Raw genomic sequence first — 4,570 nt, forward strand, 5'->3', positions numbered from 1 at the left:
CTTATAAAACATATAAACTTACTAGGAATTATATAAATTAAGGAAAAGGGGATAATATTATGGCAAAGATCGCAAAAAAATTAACAGATTTAATTGGAAACACTCCACTACTAGAATTATCAAACTATGAAGAAAAGAATAATTTAGAAGCAAAATTAATTGCTAAGATTGAGTATTACAATCCACTTGGAAGTGTTAAAGATCGTATCGCATATGCGATGATTGAAGAGGGGATCAAGCAAGGTAAGATTAATCAAGACACAGTAATTATTGAACCAACAAGTGGTAACACAGGTATTGGTCTTGCATTTGTAGCAGCATCAAAAGGATTACGCTTAATATTAACTATGCCTGATACAATGAGTATTGAACGTAGAAGAATTGTAGCAGCACTTGGAGCAGAAGTAGTATTAACTCCAGGAGCAGAAGGAATGAAAGGTGCTATTGCAAAGGCAAATGAATTAGTAAAAGAATATGGTAATGCTGTTATTCCACAACAATTTGAGAATATAGCAAATCCAGAAGCACATAGAAAAACAACAGCCGAAGAAATATGGAGAGATACAGATGGTAACGTTGATATCTTCGTAGCTGGTGTAGGTACAGGCGGTACAGTAACTGGTAATGGTGAAGTATTAAAAGAAAAAAATCCTAATGTAAAGATTATAGCAGTAGAGCCAGCTGCATCACCAGTATTAAGTGGTGGAAAACCAGGTCCTCATAAGATTCAAGGTATTGGCGCAGGATTTGTTCCTTCAGTTTTAAATCTTGATGTTGTTGATGAAATTATCAAGGTTGAAAATGAAGATGCATTCAATGCATCAAGAGCAGTAGCAAAACAAGAAGGTCTATTAGTTGGTATTTCATCAGGAGCAGCAATCCATGCAGCAACAGAATTAGCAAAACGCCCTGAAAACAAAGGAAAGAACATTGTAGTATTATTACCAGATACAGGTGAGAGATACTTATCAACTCCTTTATTTGAAGAAGCATAGAATAAAAAAGAAGTATTAGAGAAAAATAAAATAAGCTGTCACATAGTGTGGCAGCTTATTTTATGATATGATAAAAGATTATTTATCATTTTCAATAACGGTTACTGTACAACTAACAGAAGAACCATTATTTAAAGTAGCTTTAATAGTAGTACTACCTACTTCTTTGGCAGTAATCTTACCAGTTGAGCTAACTACAGCTACATCTGGATTACTACTTGAGAACTGAGGAATCTCAACCGTTGTATTAGGTTTGATAACTAGTAGATTCTCAAGGAATGGATACCTCTTACCGACAGCAAGTGAAATTTCTGATTTAGCTAAAACAATACTCGCAGCAGGTGGTCCTACCGTAATTTCACATTCTAATGTTTTAATTATCTTAGATTTTTCTTTTACAGTAACAGTAATAACAACAGTACCATTTTTCTCTTTAGTTGTAATTATTCCCTCTTTATCAACAGTTGCAATATCTGTGTCATCGGACTTAAAAGAGACAGTCTGTTTATTTTCAAGATTATATACCTTTAAGGTATAGGTTGAATTTGTTACTAAAGCTTTGTTTTTAACATTCAGTTTTGCATTACTTACATCTTCATCAGAATTATTCGTAACTTGGTTCGCTTTGGCTGTAGTAGTAAAATTATTGTCAAGAATAGGTGTAGTACTCACTACCAAGCTTGCAAGACTAATTGCAAATAACCGTTTTTTAAAGTTCTTAACGTTCATAGATAACTCCTATCTGCATATCTTTAATGCAATCAGTATTAACATTTACCTATTTATTTATTAAATTCACATCTCGTAATAATAATAGATTATGTTTTTGTCAGAAACGTGTCAAGTTTTAATATTTTCTATATATGGTATCGGGAGGAAGTCCGTAAGAAAATGTTAATAATTAATCCCAGGATGCCACTTGTATAATACAGGGTAGATACGATATAATGGGAATGAATTATTACAAAGTTATGACATAAATAGTAACTAGTGAAAGGACGGTGACGGTATACGATGCAACATATTTTAATTGCCGACGACAATAATGATATTACTGATATTCTCTCAACATATGCGCAAAAGGAAGGGTATGAACCTATCGTTGCCTCTGATGGAGTAGAAGCATTAGAACTATTTCAAAAATATGATCCGGTTGCGGTTTTATTAGATGTAATGATGCCAAAGGAAGATGGATATGAAGTATGCAGAAAGATAAGAAGTAAATCGAATACACCAGTTATTCTAATCACAGCAAGAGGAGAAGACTTCGAGAAAATTATGGGTCTTGATATTGGTGCTGATGATTATATTGTAAAACCATTTAGCCCAAGTGAAGTTATGGCAAGAGTCAGAGCTGTACTGCGTAGGATGACGAATGCCACTCAACCACAAAAATCAGAGAATACAATTTCTATAAGCAATCTTGAAATCAATCTAGATGAATATACTCTCTACATAGATAACAAGAAGATGTCATTGACAAAAAAAGAAATTGAAACCATGTGGACATTAGCAAAAAATCCGAATAAAGTATTTACAAGGGACAATCTATTAGATAGTTTATGGGGATTTGATTATTTTGGTGATAGTCGTACAGTTGACTCACATATTAAGAGATTGCGTGCTAAATTAGATAAAGTAGAGCACTCAGAATGGACAATTAAGACAATTTGGGGAGTGGGATATAAATTCGAAATCGAGGAAGCATAATGAACATTATAGATAAAGATAATAATGTAAGGGTATACAATAGAATATCGTTTCGGGTTTATCTTTATTTTGCTATTGTTGTCTGTGTGTTTGCGGTAACCCTTGGTATGATGTTTATACAGTTGAGTAAATCCAACACAAAGGCAACATACAGAGAGCGATTACTTAATAAAGGTAGAAGTATTGCAGAGATACTTCATGATTACATTGTTTATGAAAATTATGAAGAATACCCTACTTTTATGGTGACCTTGCAAAAGCTTGAGTCATCAGATATGGATATTTGGATCGTTAGTAATGAAGATGAAGATAGTCCAATGAAGGAATTGGTCAATACAGATTTGACAAATATTACCCTCAATCCTAGTGTACAAGCAATTCTTGATCAATCGTTACTTGGGAACATTACGGAGAAAGTTTATTATAGTGACATCTATAAAGAAACAGAAATGTCAATTGGAATTCCGGTGTTCGATGCAGATGATGAGGTTGTAGGGGCCGTTTTATTGCATGCACCGATAAAGGGGCAAAAGCAATTAATAAAAACAAGTACACATATGATTTTGAGTAGTGCGATTACGGCATTACTAGTATGCTTTATTGTTGCAATAATTTTTGCTAGGAGGCTAACACTTCCAATTTCAAAAATCCGTGTGACTGCCCTTGGTCTAGCAGAAGGTGACTATTCCCTTAAAATTAATAGTAATCAAAAGGATGAACTGGGTGATCTAGCAAGAACGTTTGATATTCTTTCAGAAAGACTGGCCCAAAGTGAAGAGGAGAGAAAGAACTTAGAACAGATGCGTATGGATTTCTTTGCTAATGTTTCTCATGAGCTTCGTACGCCTATAACAGTTATCCGAGCATATACTGAGATGTTAATAGATGGTATAGTAACAGATCAAGACAAAATATCGTCTAATTATGATAGAATATTAAAAGAATGCAAAGGAATGGAACGATTAGTTGGTGACTTATTATTATTATCGAAGATGCAAAACCCAGATTTCGTTGTGGAGAAAGAACCAATTAATCTTATTCAAATCTTTGATGACATTGCAAGGAATGCAACAGCTATTTGTATGAATAAGAATATTGCAATTAATATTAGCAAAGACAGAGACTTTGTTATGATGCTAGGAGATTATGATCGACTAAGACAGATGTTCATGGTTATTTTTGATAATGCAGTCAAATTCTCAAAAGAAAATTCGACTATATACATAAAAATAACTTGTATGGACACAATAAGAATATCAATAAAAGATGAGGGTGTTGGAATCTCAAAAGAGGAATTACCTTATATCTTTGAGAAGTTTTATAAATCAAAACTAAGACAGAATGCGAATGGATCAGGTCTCGGATTAGCAATTGCTAAGCAAATAGTGATTAAGCATAATGGTACAATAGATGTATTAAGTGAGCTTGGTAAAGGAACGGAATTTATATTTACATTTAGTCATATGAAGAATACCGACGAATTTGAGTAATTAGACAAATTGGAAAAAATTTATAGCAACGAAAATTGTCTAATACCTTGAAAAGTTTAATTAATAGAGTTATAATATTACTACAATAAAGAAATCGAATAAGTAATCATTCCTGGGATGTGCGACACTCTTGTTATTTTGAACCTACATTCATGAATACGGGACTCCAATATTTATGAGATTATGTCAAGCCACCGATTGTAGTGGAAGACAGAAGCTTATGTGAGGTGACCCACCTAGCTGTAGCTAGGAGTCAAAATACAGGAAACGGCATTTTGGGTAATTACACAAATGATTAAGGCAGCGTAAGGTGTCTTTTTTGTGTATAGGAAATTATTCCAATTATTCAGGATATGCTTCAGAATTATTAAAAAA

Annotated in this window: 4 protein-coding genes and 1 other RNA gene; 4 read left to right on the forward strand and 1 reads right to left on the reverse strand. The window is 33.3% G+C overall.

The features are described 5' to 3' along the window. The first annotated feature begins 59 nt into the window (after positions 1 to 59). The gene (gene cysK, locus ACW2QF_RS00410; protein ID WP_455714011.1) at positions 60 to 995 is read left to right on the forward strand and encodes a cysteine synthase A; all 936 of its coding nucleotides are present in this window, start codon (positions 60 to 62) and stop codon (positions 993 to 995) included. Positions 996 to 1,073: 78 nt separating this feature from the next. On the opposite strand, the gene ACW2QF_RS00415 is transcribed toward cysK, so the two are convergent. Continuing rightward, the gene (locus tag ACW2QF_RS00415) at positions 1,074 to 1,724 is read right to left on the reverse strand and encodes an Ig-like domain-containing protein (protein WP_455714012.1); all 651 of its coding nucleotides are present in this window, start codon (positions 1,722 to 1,724) and stop codon (positions 1,074 to 1,076) included. A 285-nt stretch (positions 1,725 to 2,009) separates the two neighbouring features. Between ACW2QF_RS00415 and ACW2QF_RS00420 the strand changes: the two genes are divergently transcribed. The 3 genes from ACW2QF_RS00420 to ssrS all read left to right on the forward strand — a co-directional run bounded on the left by ACW2QF_RS00420 (position 2,010) and on the right by ssrS (position 4,481). Continuing rightward, positions 2,010 to 2,705: a response regulator transcription factor gene (locus ACW2QF_RS00420; RefSeq protein WP_455714013.1), complete on the forward strand. Its 696-nt coding sequence runs from the start codon at positions 2,010 to 2,012 to the stop codon at positions 2,703 to 2,705. Continuing rightward, positions 2,705 to 4,195, forward strand: a complete 1,491-nt coding sequence (locus ACW2QF_RS00425) for an ATP-binding protein (protein WP_455714014.1) — start codon at positions 2,705 to 2,707, stop codon at positions 4,193 to 4,195. Before ACW2QF_RS00420 ends, ACW2QF_RS00425 begins: the two co-directional genes overlap by 1 nt. A 106-nt stretch (positions 4,196 to 4,301) precedes the next feature. After that, positions 4,302 to 4,481, forward strand: a non-coding RNA gene (gene ssrS / locus ACW2QF_RS00430) — 6S RNA. Positions 4,482 to 4,570: the final 89 nt, after the last annotated feature.

This window comes from Anaerosporobacter sp. (assembly GCF_965301125.1).

What these genes read in the sequence shown, in the direction of transcription:
- cysK (WP_455714011.1), top strand. Translation starts at nt 60, where the DNA reads ATGGCAAAGATCGCAAAAAAATTAACAGATTTAATTGGAAACACTCCA.
- ACW2QF_RS00415 (WP_455714012.1), bottom strand. Translation starts at nt 1,724, where the DNA reads ATGAACGTTAAGAACTTTAAAAAACGGTTATTTGCAATTAGTCTTGCA.
- ACW2QF_RS00420 (WP_455714013.1), top strand. Translation starts at nt 2,010, where the DNA reads ATGCAACATATTTTAATTGCCGACGACAATAATGATATTACTGATATT.
- ACW2QF_RS00425 (WP_455714014.1), top strand. Translation starts at nt 2,705, where the DNA reads ATGAACATTATAGATAAAGATAATAATGTAAGGGTATACAATAGAATA.